General features: G+C 64.2%; 17 protein-coding genes. 9 read left to right on the forward strand and 8 right to left on the reverse strand.

Translation table 11 applies throughout. From position 1 onward, the window contains the following. Positions 1-76 precede the first annotated feature (76 nt). A complete protein-coding gene (locus DND132_RS17895) occupies positions 77-544 on the forward strand; it encodes an META domain-containing protein (protein WP_014323879.1) in 468 nt (155 codons plus the stop codon). A 72-nt stretch (positions 545-616) separates the two neighbouring features. Here the strand turns inward: DND132_RS17895 and DND132_RS16375 are convergent, their stop codons facing one another. Then, entirely contained in the window at positions 617-1,714 is a 1,098-nt protein-coding gene (locus DND132_RS16375; RefSeq protein WP_238528190.1) for a glycoside hydrolase family 3 protein, read from the reverse strand. Positions 1,715-1,828: 114 nt separating this feature from the next. Here DND132_RS16375 and DND132_RS16380 point away from each other — a divergent pair, with 114 nt between their 5' ends. The 5 genes from DND132_RS16380 (at position 1,829) to DND132_RS16400 (ending at position 5,433) form a co-directional block, all read left to right on the forward strand. Continuing rightward, entirely contained in the window at positions 1,829-2,854 is a 1,026-nt protein-coding gene (locus DND132_RS16380) for a rhomboid family intramembrane serine protease (RefSeq protein ID WP_014323881.1), read from the forward strand. A gap of 72 nt (positions 2,855-2,926) precedes the next feature. Further along, complete coding sequence (locus tag DND132_RS16385; protein ID WP_014323882.1) at positions 2,927-3,766, forward strand: metal ABC transporter ATP-binding protein; 840 nt, start codon at positions 2,927-2,929, stop codon at positions 3,764-3,766. Beyond that, the gene (locus DND132_RS16390; RefSeq protein ID WP_014323883.1) at positions 3,766-4,566 is read left to right on the forward strand and encodes a metal ABC transporter permease; all 801 of its coding nucleotides are present in this window, start codon (positions 3,766-3,768) and stop codon (positions 4,564-4,566) included. The genes DND132_RS16385 and DND132_RS16390 overlap by 1 nt, the downstream gene beginning before the upstream one ends. Before the next feature lie 106 nt (positions 4,567-4,672). Further along, on the forward strand, positions 4,673-4,879 hold the full coding sequence (locus DND132_RS16395; protein ID WP_041916227.1) for a hypothetical protein: 207 nt from the start codon (positions 4,673-4,675) through the stop codon (positions 4,877-4,879). An 11-nt stretch (positions 4,880-4,890) separates the two neighbouring features. Continuing rightward, the gene (locus DND132_RS16400) at positions 4,891-5,433 is read left to right on the forward strand and encodes a hypothetical protein (protein ID WP_014323885.1); all 543 of its coding nucleotides are present in this window, start codon (positions 4,891-4,893) and stop codon (positions 5,431-5,433) included. Between the two features lie 611 nt (positions 5,434-6,044). Here the strand turns inward: DND132_RS16400 and DND132_RS16405 are convergent. Next, on the reverse strand, positions 6,045-6,392 hold the full coding sequence (locus DND132_RS16405) for a zinc ribbon domain-containing protein (protein WP_148267019.1): 348 nt from the start codon (positions 6,390-6,392) through the stop codon (positions 6,045-6,047). Between the two features lie 113 nt (positions 6,393-6,505). Between DND132_RS16405 and DND132_RS16410 the strand changes: the two genes are divergently transcribed. Further along, positions 6,506-8,047 carry a hypothetical protein gene (locus DND132_RS16410; RefSeq protein WP_014323887.1) on the forward strand — a complete coding sequence of 514 codons (1,542 nt, stop codon included), beginning with the start codon at positions 6,506-6,508 and terminating at the stop codon, positions 8,045-8,047. Positions 8,048-8,096: 49 nt separating this feature from the next. Here DND132_RS16410 and purU read toward each other — a convergent pair whose 3' ends face one another. Further along, complete coding sequence (gene purU, locus DND132_RS16415; protein WP_014323888.1) at positions 8,097-8,978, reverse strand: formyltetrahydrofolate deformylase; 882 nt, start codon at positions 8,976-8,978, stop codon at positions 8,097-8,099. Positions 8,979-9,186: 208 nt separating this feature from the next. Here purU and DND132_RS16420 point away from each other — a divergent pair, with 208 nt between their 5' ends. Continuing rightward, on the forward strand, positions 9,187-9,810 hold the full coding sequence (locus DND132_RS16420; protein ID WP_014323889.1) for a D-sedoheptulose 7-phosphate isomerase: 624 nt from the start codon (positions 9,187-9,189) through the stop codon (positions 9,808-9,810). Positions 9,811-9,943: 133 nt separating this feature from the next. Here DND132_RS16420 and DND132_RS16425 read toward each other — a convergent pair whose 3' ends face one another. The 3 genes from DND132_RS16425 to DND132_RS16440 all read right to left on the reverse strand — a co-directional run bounded on the left by DND132_RS16425 (position 9,944) and on the right by DND132_RS16440 (position 11,753). Then, the gene (locus tag DND132_RS16425; RefSeq protein ID WP_014323890.1) at positions 9,944-10,651 is read right to left on the reverse strand and encodes a cytochrome c biogenesis CcdA family protein; all 708 of its coding nucleotides are present in this window, start codon (positions 10,649-10,651) and stop codon (positions 9,944-9,946) included. A 5-nt stretch (positions 10,652-10,656) separates the two neighbouring features. Next, positions 10,657-11,031, reverse strand: coding sequence for a thioredoxin family protein (locus tag DND132_RS16430; RefSeq protein WP_014323891.1), 375 nt, complete (start codon positions 11,029-11,031; stop codon positions 10,657-10,659). Positions 11,032-11,372: 341 nt separating this feature from the next. Next, positions 11,373-11,753: a hypothetical protein gene (locus DND132_RS16440; protein ID WP_014323892.1), complete on the reverse strand. Its 381-nt coding sequence runs from the start codon at positions 11,751-11,753 to the stop codon at positions 11,373-11,375. Positions 11,754-11,899: 146 nt separating this feature from the next. On the opposite strand from DND132_RS16440, the gene DND132_RS16445 reads away from it, so the two are divergent. After that, entirely contained in the window at positions 11,900-12,322 is a 423-nt protein-coding gene (locus DND132_RS16445; RefSeq protein WP_014323893.1) for a hypothetical protein, read from the forward strand. 9 nt (positions 12,323-12,331) lie between these two features. On the opposite strand, the gene DND132_RS16450 is transcribed toward DND132_RS16445, so the two are convergent. Both DND132_RS16450 and DND132_RS18110 read right to left on the reverse strand, forming a co-directional pair. Then, positions 12,332-12,928 (reverse strand): hypothetical protein, encoded by a 597-nt coding sequence (locus tag DND132_RS16450; protein ID WP_014323894.1) that lies wholly within the window; start codon positions 12,926-12,928, stop codon positions 12,332-12,334. A 57-nt stretch (positions 12,929-12,985) separates the two neighbouring features. Then, entirely contained in the window at positions 12,986-13,978 is a 993-nt protein-coding gene (locus DND132_RS18110) for a ParA family protein (RefSeq protein WP_014323895.1), read from the reverse strand. Positions 13,979-14,134 lie beyond the last annotated feature (156 nt).

Consider the following 14,134-nt stretch of genomic DNA (forward strand, 5'->3'; position numbering starts at 1 on the left):
GTTTTTTCGCCTCCTTGCAACCGGGCTCCACCCCTGGTAATCATGGTCCCGTATTCATTGAGCAAGGAGACGAATTATGCGGATCGTTTGGAAGAGAATCTGTTGCCTCGCCCTGGTCCTGGCCGCCCTGGCCGCCTTGGGCGGGTGCGGGACCCACGAGACCCAGACCATGAACGAGAGCGCCATCCGCCAGGCCCTGGTGGGCAAGACTTGGACCCTGCGCAGGGTCGTGGCCCGCGACTTCGACGAGGATCCGGCGCGGACCCTGAAGTTCAACGCCGACGGCACGGTGGAGGGGTTCGGCGGGTGCAACCACTTCACGGGCACCTACACCCTGACCGACGACTACCTTGAGTTCGGCCCCCTGGCCTCCACCCGCAAGTCCTGCGGGCCGGGCATGGACGAGAAGGAGTACACCTTCCTGACCGTGCTGGCCAAGGTCCGCCGCCTGTCCATGGAGGACGGCTCGGACGAACTGATCCTGGAGACCGAGAGCCAGGGCGAGGTGGTCTTCACCTCCGGCGACTCCGGCCTGTTCTGGTAGCCGGACCCGTTCCGGGAACGCACCGACCGCCGGTTGCCCGCAAGGCGACCGGCGTTTTTTTGTCCAGGGGACCTACAGCGACCGCTTGAGCCGCATGATCCGGGCGAAGGACGCCTCGATGCGCGCTTTGGGGATGGTGCCGTCATCGACCATGGACCGGATCAGGGCGTGGACCTTTTCCACGATGTGCTCGTCGAAGGACAGGTTGTTGCCGAAGAGGAGGATGTCCGCCCCCGCCTCGATGGCCCGGCGCACGGCCTCCCGGCGGCCGTACTCGTCGGCGATGGCCCCCATGTCCATGTCGTCGGTGACGATCACGCCGTCAAAGCCGAGTTCGCCCCGCAGCAGGCCGGTGATGACCTTTTTCGACAGGGTGGCCGGATAGTCGGGGTCCAGGCGGGCGTTGAAGATGTGGGCGGTCATGACCATGTCCGCCCTGCCTGCCGCGATCAGCTCCCGGTAGGGGATGAGCTCGGCCCCGGACCAGGTGGCGGTCACGTCGGTCAGCCCCTTGTGCGAGTCGGTCCCGGCGGACCCGTGGCCGGGGAAGTGCTTCAGGCAGGAGAGCACGCGCGCCCGGTGCAGTTCGTCCATGAAGATTCCGGCGCACCGGGCCACCCGTTCGGGGTCGCTCGAAAAGCTGCGCCCGAGCCTGCCGATGGCCGGGCTGTCCGGGTCCACGTTGACGTCCACCACCGGGGCGAAGTTCAGGTTGAAGCCCACGGACGACAGGTCGGCCCCGACCACGACCCCGGCCTCGCGCACCGCGTCGTCGCTCCCGGCCCCGAGGTCCGCGGCGGACGGGGTCTCGCGAAAACCGTACCGGGCCTTGAGCCGCTGGACCTTGCCGCCCTCCTGGTCCACGGCCACCAGGAGCGGAATGTCGGCCCCCGCCTTGAGGTCCTTGACCAGCCTGCGGACCTGCTCCACGGACCGGATGTTGCGCTGTCCGGCACCCCAGAACATGTCGTAGTCGAACAGGATGACCCCGCCCAGGTGACGCTCGCGGATGTCGCGGACGATGGTCGAGCGTTGGTTCACGGTGAATCCCCGGAACCCGGCCAGGATCATCTGGCCGATCATGGTGTCCAGGTCCGCACCGTGGGCGAGGGCGGGGGCGGGGAGCAGGCAGCAGGCCAGCAGGAGCAGGGCGGCGAAACGGGTGCGCATGGCGGGACTCTTCGGGGCTTGGAGGTTGCGGGTCCGGGCCAGCATAGGGCGGGCCGCCCCCCGGTGCAAGGGCGAAACCGTTTGCTCCGGGCCGGAATTGCTATACATTGGCGCATGCCCGTTCACACCGCCCGTCCCGGCTTCTTCCGCCGCGTCCTGCGCCACGCCTGGATCGACCTCGTGCCCCTGGTGCGGGGCGAGGACGCCGATCCCCTGTCCCACCGGGAGGCCCAGCTGTGGTCCCTGATCCTGGCCTCGCGCCACGTGCCCCACCGGCTGCGGCGGCTGTCCGCCGAGCAGGGCTGGGGCTACGCGGTCACGGTCCAGGAGTGGTACGCGGACCGGGCCGTGCAGGAGATCGACCTGTATTTCGAGGAGAACCGGCCGGAACTGGCCCGGGTGGCGCTGGCCGACCTTCGCCCCGTGGGCGGGCTGGAGCCGACCCTGTTCGGCCTAGCCCTGCTCATCCTCTTCTACTGGGCCTATTCGCGGACCTATCCGGGCCTGGGTCTGTACCCGGACCTGTGGGTCCGCCTGGGCAGCGCCGACGGCGGGGCCATCCTGTCCGGCCAGTGGTGGCGGCTGTGCACGGCCCTGACCCTGCACGCGGACGGCCCGCACGTGGCCGGGAACGCGGCCATCGGCGGGGTGTTCATCTGGCTGGCCGCGCGGCGGCTCGGCTCGGGCGCGGCCTGGCTGCTGACCGTGGTCTCCGGCATCCTCGGCAACCTGTTCAACACCCTGGTCCTGGGCATCCATCACGACGCAATCGGCTTTTCCACGGCCACCTTCGGTGCGGCCGGGCTGCTGGCCGGGATCGCCCCATTCGGCGTGGGCGGCGGCCTGCACGGATTGGGCAACGGCCCGTGGTTCCAACGTTTCCTGCGTTTTGTTCGGACCGCGCTCATCCCATTCGGCGCGGGGCTCGGGCTGCTGGCCATGCTCGGGGTCGGCGACGGCGAGGGCAACATCGACCTGGGGGCGCACCTCTTCGGCTTCCTCTCCGGGCTCGGGCTGGGCGCCCTCGTCGGGCTGGCCGCCACCCGCTTCGGCCTGCCCTCCAAGGAGACGGACTTCCGGCTTTACCTCGCGGCCCTGGGCCTGCCCTGTGCGGCCTGGGGCTGGGCCTGGCTGGCGTGATCTCAATGCTTGTGCTACGTTGCCTTGATCGATATGGATGTCCCTCCAACCCGTTTTCATCAGGAGTTTCACGTGGCCGAGCCCGTTGTTGACATACAGGGTCTGTACTACGCGCCGGGCGGTCTGCCGGTGCTGGAGAACGTCGATCTGCGCATCGAGCGGGGCGACTACCTGGCCGTGCTCGGGCCCAACGGCGGGGGCAAGTCCACCCTGCTCAAGCTCATGCTCGGCCTGATCCGACCCGACCGGGGCGCCATCCGCGTGCTCGGCCTGCCTCCGGGCGAGGCCGGGGGGCGCATCGGGTACCTGCCCCAGCACACCGTGGTGGCCGGCACCTTCCCCATCACCGTGCTCGAGGCGGTCTGCATGGGCACGGTCCGGCCCGGCTTCAAGGCCATGGCCGGGCGGCACTCCGGGACCGATCACGACAAGGCCCGCCGGGCACTCCGAAGGGTGGGCATGCTCGACTTCGAGAAACGCGGCCTGGCCCGGCTGTCCGGCGGCCAGAAACAGCGCGTGTTCATCGCCCGCGCCCTGGTGGACGACCCGGAACTGCTCCTGCTCGACGAGCCCACGGCCAGCGTGGACACGGCCAGCCGCATGTCCCTGTTCTCCCTGCTCAACGAGCTGAACCGGGACATGACCATCATCATGGTCAGCCACGACGTCTCGTTCCTGGCCTCGGGCGTCAAGTCCGTGGCCTGCGTCAATCACACCCTGCATTTCCACAACGCCCCGGAGATCACCGACGATATGTTCACCCTGACCTACGGCGGCACCGGGGACCACTGCTGCCCGGTGGAACTGGTCACCCACGGCCGCGTGCCGCACCGTGTGCTCGCCCCGCACGAGGGCGCGCTGGACGGCCCGGCCCCGGACGCCGAAGCGGCCGACAAGGGAGGGGAGGCGTGATGGACGTCCTGAGCTACGATTTCATGCAGAACGCCCTGGCCGCCGGGCTGCTCGCCAGCCTCATCTGCGGGGTCATCGGCACCCTGGTGGTGGTCAACCGCATCGTCTTCATCTCCGGCGGCATCGCTCACGCCTCCTACGGCGGCGTGGGGCTGGCCTTCCTCCTCGGCCTGCCGGTCCTGCCCGTGACCGCCGCCTTCACCGTGTGCATGGCCCTGATCATGGCCCTGGTCACCCTGCACGCCCGCGAGCGCGTGGACACGGTCATCGGCGTCATCTGGGCCGCGGGCATGGCGCTGGGCATCATCCTGCTGGACTTCACCCCCGGCTACAACGTGGACCTCATGAGCTACCTGTTCGGCTCCATCCTGGCCGTGCCGCGCTCGGACCTCTGGCTCATGGCCGCCATGGCCGCCCTGGTCACCCTCCTGGTTCTCATCTTCTACCGGGGCTTCACGGTCATGAGCTTCGACGAGGAGTTCGCCCGGTCCCGCGGCGTGCCCGTCAATTTCCTGTACATCCTGCTCATCGTCATGGTCGGCCTGTGCGTGGTCATGATCATCCGCGTGGTCGGCCTCATCCTGGTCATCGCCCTGCTGACCATCCCGCCCTTCATCGCCGAAAGGCGGACCGGCTCCCTGCACGTCATGATGATCGTATCCACCATCCTGTCCTGCATTTTCACCGTCACCGGGCTGCTCTTCTCCTACGCCCTGGACATCACCTCGGGCGCGTCCATCATCGCCGTGGCCGCCATCGGCTTCTTCCTCTCCCTGCTCGTCCCGCAGAAAACCACCTAGGGCGTAAGGGGCTGTTTTTTCCTATGGAATGGCTTTTGCAAATTATCCCCGGCCGGTGTACATCTTTTCCTGACCCGAGGCCCGACAAACAACCGGGCGCATGACCATGGAATACAAGGAACAGCTCAAACAGAAAGGATACACCCGGTACCGGGGCGCCGTGGACGCCTCGGTGTACGAGTACTTCAACTGCGATTGCTCGTGGAAGGCCCAGTGGTACCTGAAAAAGGGCCACTACCGCTGCTGCGGCTGCAAGGAGCGGTGCGAAACCCGCGACCCCGAAGGGTTCCAGCTCTTCCTCGACCTGGGATAAAAGGAAGGACAATGCGACGCATCCTCATCGCCCTGGCCCTGATCCTGGCCCTGGCCGCCACCTCCGTCCCGGCCCGCGCCTCGGACTACATGGACATGGACATCTGCCTGGGCAAGCAGGTGCTGGGCCGCATCCTGTGCAAGGACCCCCAGGAAATCAACTACGTGGCCAAGGTCCGGGACAACATCTACCTCTTCTCCGTGTTCTACGCCAAACAGGAAGCCCGCTTCGTGGTCGGCATCGGCGAAGACAAGATCCGCGTCCAGGGCAGGGAATTTCTCAAACTCACCCGGACCATCCCCTACGACTTCGACACGGCCAGCAAATGCGCCGTGGTCGAATACTCCTCCTCGGAATGCACCCGCACCGACCCCATCGTCTGCTGCACCGAAAAAACCGAAGAGGACGTCAAGGAGGAAAAATTCTGGGACCGTCCCATCCCGGACCTGCTTGAGGAAGACCTGAAAAAGGCCCTCGAAGTCCTGCCGCCCGAACAACAACCCGCTACCCAGGGCCAACAACCCAATACCCAGGGCACGCCCCCGGCCCAATAAACCCCGGCCCCACCGAATCACCCAAGGCCCCCGACTTTGCGCGGGGGCCTTTTTGCGTGCCTGAGGCGGGAGAGCGGGAGGGGAAATGCCTCCGGCGGGCCCTCGCCGGGCGGGCGCCTCCGGCGGCCGGGGCGCTGCCCCGGACCCCGCCAGAGAACCCTTTGAAAAGGGTTCCCTGGACCCTCCCAAACTTTTTGTGTGCCTGCGGCAGGGGCGTGCGGACGCGCGATGACGTGCGGATTGGGAAGGGGCGGGAGAGGGGGAGATTGTTGGCGGGGGATTGGTTGTGCGCGGGCGGGCGGTGTCCCGAAGGGTTCGCGCCGGACGGCCACGGGCCTCGGAGGGCCGCCCGGCGCGAACCCTTCGGGACGGTTGCCCACGCCGCCGAGAGGGGCGAAGGACAAGGAAATTTGGCAGAGCGGCGTGTCGGGACCGAGGGGTAAGGAGTAGGTTTTTATGCTACTACGCCCCCGCGAAGCGGCCCAAAGAGTTTAGGAGGGTGAGTGGGGGGATGGGGGGGCCACTTTGCAAAGGGTTCCCTCTCGCCCCCCTTCCCCCCGGCTTCCCTCTCGCCCCCCTTCCCCCCTGGCCGCCGCAGGCGGCATCCTCGACTACACCCTTCGCAGCCAGAGGAGCAGGGCGATGAGGGCGACGGTGGGGTAGAGGGGCCACCAGATTCGGTAGACGATGCAGGCGGCGGCCACGGAGCCGAGGATGAGGACGTAGGCCCAGGCCTCGAGCATGCGTTTGAGGGAACGCAGAAGGTCGGGGGAGACGCCTTGGTGCCGGAACGGTTCCAGCGGCGCGGTGCCGGTGTCCGGGCCGGCCGTGGCGCGGCGGGAGGATTGGAGCTTGTTGCCGCAGCGGGCGCAGGCCAGGGTGTTGTCGGCGTTTCGGGTGCCGCATTTGGTGCAGGTGATCACAGGGAGGTTATGGCCGCCCGAGGGGAGAAAGGTCAAGAGGCGGCCCGGCCCCTTCCACTCCGGCGCGGTTGGTGGTAATGCTGTTGCTGACACGCGGCGACGGCATTGGATTACGCAAGTATCAAGCGACATTGAGGATCATCGAGCCCATGACAGACGCACCCGCACGCGGCGCGAGGCCGGACAATGAAACGCGCCTCGACGCCTACTGGAAGCGATTGCGCGCCCTGAGGGAGCGCTCCTCACTGCGCGAGGTCACCGAGCGGGAGATGCTGCTGGAGATCCTGGAGATCAACAGTCCGGGCATCAACGAATATCCCATGCTCGAGGCGCAGCGCAGCAGCGTGCGGGAGCTGCTGGCGGGCCGGGTGGGCCATCCGGGCTACGAGTTCATCCATGAGCGCGTGGGCCGGTTCATCATCCTGCTGGCCCACTACGACAAGGCGGTCAAGACCGGGGACGCGGCGCGACGCGAGGAGCTGGAGGCGACCCTGCTGAACACCGAGGCCGTGCTGGTCAAGTGCGCTCAGGGCATCGTCTACGCCATGGCCCTGGTGACGGACAATTTCGAGGAGCTGGTCCTGCGCTATTTCGGCAGACAGAGCCTGGAGCCCTATGGGGCGCTCATCGAGAAGCACCGTTTGGACCAGGCGTTCTGGAGCGCCTTCGTGGAGGAGTTCATCGCCAGCCGGGTGGCCGAGGCCCACGGGGAGATATTGGAGGGCGGGAAGTACGAGATCGCCAAGGAGCGGACCTTTCTGGTCATCCGCTTCCTGTTCGACGATATCCTGTCCAAACTGAACCCCACGGACCAGGAGATTTCCAAGACCCGCATCCAGAACAGCTACATCGCGGCCCGTGAGGAGCCCGCTGGCCGGGAGCGGGCCAAGCTGGTCCAGGCCATGCTGGTCAAGGGGCTGAAGGTGTTGTCGCAGTTCGACAAGTTTACGGCGGGCGAGCTGCTGCACGCGGCGCGCATGGCCTGCGTGGACCCGGTGGCCGAGGAGTTCGAGACCCAGTACCGGGCGCGGGTGGCCGAGGCCGAGGCCGCGCGCCGGGGCGAGGCCGGGGACAAGGACCCCGAGGAGCGCAAGAAGGAGCAGGCCTGGTTCAAGTTCGTGCTTGAGCAGATAGTGGGCCTGGGGCTGGGCGCGTCCATCGCCATCGGCGTGACCAGCGACCATTTCTACAAGGCGCTGGAGGCCGTGGTCCCGGACCAGATCCAGGGCATCCTGCCGCTGAAAAAGGACTTCAGCCTGCCGGTGCTTGAAAAAATCCTCTTTTTCCTGCTCGAGAACCACTTCATCCAGATTCTCAAGGAGTGCGGGCGCGAGGAGGGCGGCAAGATCCAGGTGCGCAGCGGCCGCGCCCGGCGGGTGTCCGCCCAGGCCGTGGACGGGTTGCCCGGCATGTCCAAGATTCGCAAGAAGCAGCTCTTCGGCAACGACGTGACCCGCGAGGGCACCCTGCTGTTCAAGCCCAAAACGGCCCAGCAGCTGGCCGACGCCATGGCCATGCTCTCCCTCGAACCCGAGCTGCGACAGGGGCTGGCCGAGCTGTGGAAGCGGGCCGTGTTCCGGGTGGACATCATGGTCCTGATCAACCTGGAACTGGTGGCCCGGACGACCACCAACCTGACGGTCCGGCTGACCGAAATCCTGCAGAAGTACGGCGTGCAAAAGACCGCCTGACCCGTTGCCGGGCGGCGGTCTCCTGCGAAATCGGGGTATTCGGGCGCGGCTAGCGGCGGAAGACGATGGTCTTGTTGCCGTCCACGATGACCCGGTCCTCCAGGTGCCATTTCACGGCCCGGGCCAGGACGTGGCGCTCGATGTCGCCGCCCAGCCGCTTGAGGTCGTCCACGGTGTGGCTGTGGGTCACGCGGATGACGTCCTGCTCGATGATCGGGCCCTCGTCCAGCTTCTCGGTGACGTAGTGGGCCGTGGCCCCGATGAGCTTGACGCCGCGCTCGTAGGCCCGGCGGTAGGGGTCCGCGCCGACGAAGGCGGGCAGGAACGAGTGGTGGATGTTGATGATCCGGCTGGGGTAGCGCTTGACGAAGTCCGAGGTCAGGATCTGCATGTACCGGGCGAGGACGATGAGGTCCACCTGGCCGTTCATGAGTTCGATCATGGTGTCCTCGGCCTTGACCTTGTCGCGCAGGGACGGGCCCACGGGGACGTGGTGGAAGGGCACGTCGAAGTTCTCCACCTCGCGCTGCAGGGTCGGGTGGTTGGAGATGACCATGGCCACCTCGGCGTCCAGGTCGCCGCGTTTCCAGCGCCAGAGCAGCTCCATGAGGGCGTGGTCCACCTTGGAGCATAGTATGACCATCCTCTTGGGCACCCAGACCGGGTTCAGGGACCAGTCCATGACGAAGCCGTTCGTGACCTCCTCGGCGAACTCGCGGCGGAGCTCCTCCAGGCCGTCCATGTCCAGGCCGGGCAGGAAGAACTCGTTGCGCATGAAGAACCGGCCGCCCTCGGGGTCGGTGGAGTGCTGGTCGGAGTGGATGATGTTGGCGTTCTTGCGGTGCAGGTAGCCGGATACGGCGGCCACGATGCCCGGCTGGTCGGGGCAGGTGATGAGCAGCCTGACGGTGCTTTCCTTGGATTCGGTCATGGTCTTCGATTGCCTTGATGCGTTCTGAATGAAGTTCGGTCCGGCAGGGAAACGGCCCGCGCCGGACGCAACATTGCGCTGTACCGCAAAAAATGGTCGAACAAAAGTCTTTTCCTTGCCCGTTGTCCGGCGGGGGTTGGCAAGGGCCGATTTCGGCAGTATAGGCAGGGCTGACTATTTTACGAAGACAACCACAAACGAGGGACGCATGTCTGAATCCGCTCTTCAGAAAGTGATGGATCACGCCTCGGCCGGACTGGCCGCACGCAAGGCCTTCTTCGATACCAAGGCCGAGCTGGTGGTCGAGATCGCCCGTGCCATGGCCGTGTGCCTGGCCGGGGGCGGCAAGGTCATGTTCTGCGGCAACGGCGGGTCCGCCGCCGACAGCCAGCACCTGGCCGCCGAGTTCACCAACCGCTTCCGCATGGAGCGCCCGCCCCTGCCCGGCCTGGCCCTGACCACGGACACCTCGGCCCTGACCGCCATCGGCAACGACTACAGCTTCGACGAGGTCTTCTCCAAGCAGCTCCTCGCCCTGGGGCGGCCCGGCGACATCCTGGTGGGATTGTCCACCTCGGGCACCAGCACCAACGTCATCCGGGCCATGCGCGAGGCCAAGCGCAACGACATCGTCACCGTGGGCCTGACCGGCCAGAGCGGCGCTGAGATGGCCGCCGTGTCCGACTTCCTGGTCACGGTGCCGTCGGGCGACACCGCCGTGGTTCAGGAAATCCACATCGCCGCCGGGCATGCCTTCTGCTTTCTGGTGGACCATTTCCTGTTCGAGGCCGTGGCCGAGCTGACCCCCTACCTGCCCGAACCCAGGGGCTAGGCCCGAGACAGGCATCGACCACATGTCGCCGTGATCGCTCACGAGGCGTTCACAGGCGGTTGATGAAATGGCCCCGACCGAGTCGGGGCCATTTCCTTTGGGGCAATGGGATCGAAGGCGGAATTGGCCGAGGCTAGGCCGCACCGAAGAACGGTTTCGCGATGAAGTAGAGCCCGAGAAGGGCGATCAGCCCTCCGGCCAGGCGGCGAAACACCGTTCCGCCGCGTTGCCAGGCCGAATTGGCGAGCAGCTTCCCGACCAGGGCGGTCGAGCCGCCGGCCACGGCGATGGGGATGCAGTGTCCGGTGGCGAAGAGCAGGATGAAGACCACGCCGGTGAGTATCTTCTCCTGGACCGTTATGATGGCGAGGATGGGGGCAATGAAACCGAAGGTGCAGGACCCCGACAACACGCCATAGGCCAGTCCGAGGATGAAGGCGCCGAGCATCCCCTTGAGCTTCAGCCTGGCCATCAGACCGCCGGACAGGGTACACTTGGACACGCCGAGCATGTCCAGGGCGACCCACAGGAGCACCAGCCCCACGACGATGGTCCAGTAGGGCCCCACGTCGCCGAGCATGCGGCCCAGCAGGGAACAGACCACACCGATGGCCGCGATGGTGATGAACAGGCCGGAGGTGAACAGCAGGGCGAACACCGTGGCCTGCCTCCCCTCGATGATCTTGTCCTGGCCCGCCACGTACCCGACGATGAGCGGGATGGACGCCAGATGGCAGGGGCTGAACAGGACGCTGACCATGCCCCAGAGGAAACACCCCAGCGCGCCGAGCAGCACCCCGCCCGTCATCCATTGATTGATGAGGATGAACAACTGGGCCATCGGGATTATTCGACGCCGAGTTCGGTCAGCTTGGCGACGATGCTCGCCTTGTCCAGGTAGCCCACGTGCCGGTACCGCTCCTTGCCCTGCGCATCGTAGAATATCTGCGTCGGTATCGCGGTGATGCCGTACCTGGACGCCTCGTCCCGATGCTTCCATACGTCGATGAAGGCGATGGCGGCCCGTCCATCATATTCCTTGGACAATTCCTCGATGATCGGCGTCATCATCTTGCAGGGGATGCAGGAATGCGCGCCGATATCCACCATGGTGACCAGCCCCGCGATGGGCATGGGGTGGGGCTCGCCGGAAATCAGATCGGCCGCCGGGACCGGCGCGTCGGGTTCCTGCGCCCCGGCGGGGGCGGCTAAAAGGACCATGCACGCGAGAAGAAGCAGGCAAGCCGGGATTGTCATTCTTGTTGTCACGAGTCGTATCCTTTTATCGGGTTGAGTGTTTTTCCGGCAACGGTGCCGCTGGGAACGAGTGCGCAACCCGTCCGTCTCGCGGTGCGTTGTGGATTACATTTGGCATTTTTTTCAACTGTTGTCGCAAAAAAAGGGCCGTCGCCATGGAGATTCCCGCGTCGTTGGAGGTCGGCCGGACGTCGTCCTGGAGCCCGTCCCCGGCCGGGAACCCGTATTCCCGGTCCGCTGGTCCGTGGGTGAGAATGGTGGCCGCTTTCTTCATGACGAAATCCTTGCGGTCGGCGCGCGCCGGATCAGAAATCCTCGCGCTTGATGCGGATGGTCAGCCCCTTTTCGCGGAGCTTCTGGGCCAGGATGTTGGCGCGCTGGATGGAGGGAACCGTGCTGATGACCAGCTGGGCGGTACCGTTTTCGTCCCAGACCCAGATGTTCTCGGGCAGGACCAGGCCCGCCTTGCGCGTGTCGGCCAGCAGGCGCTGGCGGGCCAGCTCGCGCTGGTCGAAGGAGGTCGCGTCGAAGGGCTCGCCGCAGGCCAGGACCCACCACCCGCGCGGGCGCAGTTTCGGGTCGGTCTCCTCGCCGAAGCTCTGGGCGGTCAGGGCGGCCTGCTTGGCACGGACCACGGCGGTCATGCGCAGGATGCTTTCTTCCAATTGCCTGATATCGTTTGGCATATGTGTTGATTCCCTCAAGTCGGCAACGGTCGGTCGCCGCTTCGTACTGTTACTCCGGCCACCGGTGAATGGCAAGGACGGTCCGCGCGGAAGGCGGATTTTTCCTCCCCTTGCGCGGGGCCGGGCGGGGATGTATCGTTTGAAATATGGTCTACTTGTCCGGTTCCGCACCCAAGCGCACACCCAGGCAGCGGCTCATACGCATCCTGGTGGGCGCGGCCGTCGTGGCCTTCATCGTCTGGGGGATCGCCGCCATCCCCTACGACATCCTGCGCGCCGAGCGCGCCCGGCTGTTCGGCGAGGAGGTCTCCTCGGGCTTGGTCCTGCACCTGCGCACGGATACGGACGAGGCCCATCCCCACGCCAGGGTGGTCATCGAGTACACCTACGTGGACCGGGACGGGATCGCGCGGCGGGCCGAGGCCCGGCTGCCGGACAGCCTGTGGCGGCAGTACCGGCCCGGTACGGTCATCCGGGTGCTGCTGGTCCGGGGCCGCCCGGACCTCGTGCGCATCCCGGACGAGGTCGAACCCGCCTTCCAGGTCTGGCTTAGAAATCTGATGAACTGACGGGCCGGATCAGCCCTTGTACTGCTTGGGGAACTTTTCGCCCATGAGGTATTCCATGGCTTCGCGGTCCACGGTGCCCGAGGCGATCAGGAATTCCAGCCCCGCGACCATGGGGTGGTAGGTGATCCCGTGGGGCAGTTCGTCGGCCGGGCCGTACAGGTACCGCTCCGAGGGCACGGCCTCGTCCACCTCGAGGAGCCCGTCCCCGGCCAGGATCGAGGGCAGCACGTGGTCCAGGATGAGCCCCCCGGGCAACGTGGTCCAAATGTGATAGGTGCCCAAGGCGTCCTCGCCCGACTCGTTCTCGACCATCTTGCGGAAATGCGCGGGCGTGACCGGGAAGCGCATCTCCCCGTTCACGGCCACGTTGCCCATGGTCAGCACGCCGCCCGGAATGTGGAACTTCTTGGCCAGCATGTGGAACATGCCGAAGTTGACGTTCAGTCCCTGCACCGCCCGCTGCCGGAACGGAATGTGCCCGGTGGCCTCGATGGCGTTGAGCACGGCCTGGTCCAGAACCACCGCCGTCTCATTGACCGTCACGTCCCCCAGCCCCAGCTTCTTCGTGCGCGACACAGCGCCCTTGAATTCCTTGAGATACGTCATGAGCAGTGCCTATCTCTTGTTATTCCTTAGGCAAAAATACATGTATTTTACGATAACCTATAACACTTCAAGAAGTTTATTGACGATGGGAATAAAAAGAGCTTTTGAATTTTTTGCTTTAGTTATGTGTGAGCCAGTAAGTCCATCTTTGGAACGGCAGTCAAAAACCGGCTTACGTGCTTCAAGCGAATACGGAATCAAACTGTGCAAGTTGGGAATCTTTCCAATGTTCCAATTATTATTTTTCCAATGATGGACTTGTCCTATCGGATCAAGGCGTTTGATAATATTATCCTTTACTGCGCTTTCTACCCGTTGCCCAAAAATATTCCATCCGTTAGTCATTCCAGATTTAGTATTCCGTACATTATGTTGCTGAGTTACATACCCTAAAAAAGTTGGCTTGCCCTCAGGAAGGGGGACTGTTTTTCCCTTGTACGCATCCTTGCATTGCTGCCATTCCTTTCTCCATGTTTCAAGTTTTGCACCGAGGTTTTGAGTTCCTCGAATTGAAAATAAGTCAGGAGATATTGGGACAATAAAGTAGTCGCTAGCGATAAGCATTGTTCGGTTTAACGCGCCGAGATTTGGCCCAAGATCTACCATTACAACGTCGGCATTCACTCGTTGTGCCGCCCAAATGATAAATCTGTATATCGCAGTTTGAACTCGTAGTGCGCCAGCATCGCCACCTTTTGCACTATTCCACGAGTCGCCCAGTGTGTCTTCGAAATTACTGAGAAGAATGTCCCCAGGAATAATATACAAATTTGGGTAAGATGAATTCACCTGGGAAGGTTGACGTTTTCTGAAGTCGCCCGTTCGTTCATACATAGGTTCAATGGCATTCCATATACTGTTTCCTCGGTCGGATTTCCAACTTTTCTCCAATTCTGAATCGGGCATCAGGTATGCTGAAAGATTGCACTGGCTATCTAGGTCAGCAAGAAGGACCGTTTTATCTTCATGTTCGAGTAAGTGCGCAATATGATACATGTATGTTGTTTTTCCTACTCCGCCCTTATTGTTGAATATCGATACTACCTTCATTTTGATACCTCCTGGTAATGTTTTGATAATGAAAAGGGTAGAGACTGTCTATGGTTATACGTAATTTGATGACAAAATGCGTAATGCCCGCTGCGGGGGGGCAGCGGGCATTACATTCCACTATCCTCAGGCCCCCTTCCTCAAGAGGGCCTTCAG

Source organism: Pseudodesulfovibrio mercurii, from assembly GCF_000189295.2.
Classification (GTDB): Bacteria; Desulfobacterota; Desulfovibrionia; order Desulfovibrionales; family Desulfovibrionaceae; genus Pseudodesulfovibrio; species Pseudodesulfovibrio mercurii.